At 62.2% G+C, this 903-nt stretch carries 1 protein-coding gene; it reads left to right on the top strand.

The features are described from left to right. The coding region (gene proS, locus CFY91_RS15715) for a proline--tRNA ligase (RefSeq protein ID WP_093987300.1) at positions 1–903 on the top strand (903 nt) is incomplete at both ends.

The raw sequence follows: 903 nt of genomic DNA, 5'->3' as shown, positions 1-903 counted from the left end.
CCGAGGCCGTGGTACGCGAGGAAATGAATGCGGCGGGAGCGCTGGAAGTACTGATGCCGGCCATCCAGCCTGCCGAACTGTGGCAGGAATCAGGGCGCTGGGAGCAATACGGCCCGGAACTGCTGCGTATCAAGGATCGCCATCAGCGCGATTTCTGCGTCGGCCCGACCCACGAGGAAGTGATCACCGACCTGGCACGCAATGAGCTGAACAGCTACAAGCAGCTGCCGATCAACTTCTATCAGATCCAGACCAAGTTCCGTGACGAAATTCGTCCGCGCTTCGGCCTGATGCGTGGTCGCGAGTTCCTGATGAAGGACGCCTACTCCTTCCACCTCTCTCAGGAATCGCTGCAGGAAACCTACGATCGCATGCACCAGGCGTATTGCAACGTATTCACCCGCCTGGGCCTGAATTTCCGTCCGGTACAGGCAGACACCGGCTCCATCGGTGGTACCGGCTCCCACGAGTTCCATGTACTGGCCGAGTCGGGCGAAGACGACATCGCCTTCAGCGACAGCTCTGACTACGCAGCCAATATCGAAAAGGCCGAAGCCATCCCGCGCGAGCAGGCCCGCGCGGCGGCCAGCGAGGCACTCCGCCTGGTCGACACCCCCGACGCCAAGACCATTGACGAGCTGGTTACCCAGTTTGGCCTGGCCATCGACAAGACCGTCAAGACCCTGGTGGTGCATGCCGCCGAAGAAGGTCAGCTGATCGCCCTGATCGTGCGTGGCGATCACGAACTGAACGAAATCAAGGCGGCCAACCATGCCCGCGTCGCCAGCCCGCTGCTGTTTGCTTCGGAAGCCGAGATTCGCGCAGCCATTGGCGCCGGCCCCGGCTCGCTGGGCCCACTGAATCTGCCGATTCCCTGCATCATCGACCGCAGCGTCGCGCTGC

This window comes from Pseudomonas fluvialis (assembly GCF_002234375.1).
GTDB lineage: Bacteria > Pseudomonadota > Gammaproteobacteria > Pseudomonadales > Pseudomonadaceae > Aquipseudomonas > Aquipseudomonas fluvialis.
The sequence above is the reverse complement of the archived record's forward strand: the minus strand, read 5'-3'. Positions and strand labels throughout refer to the sequence as shown.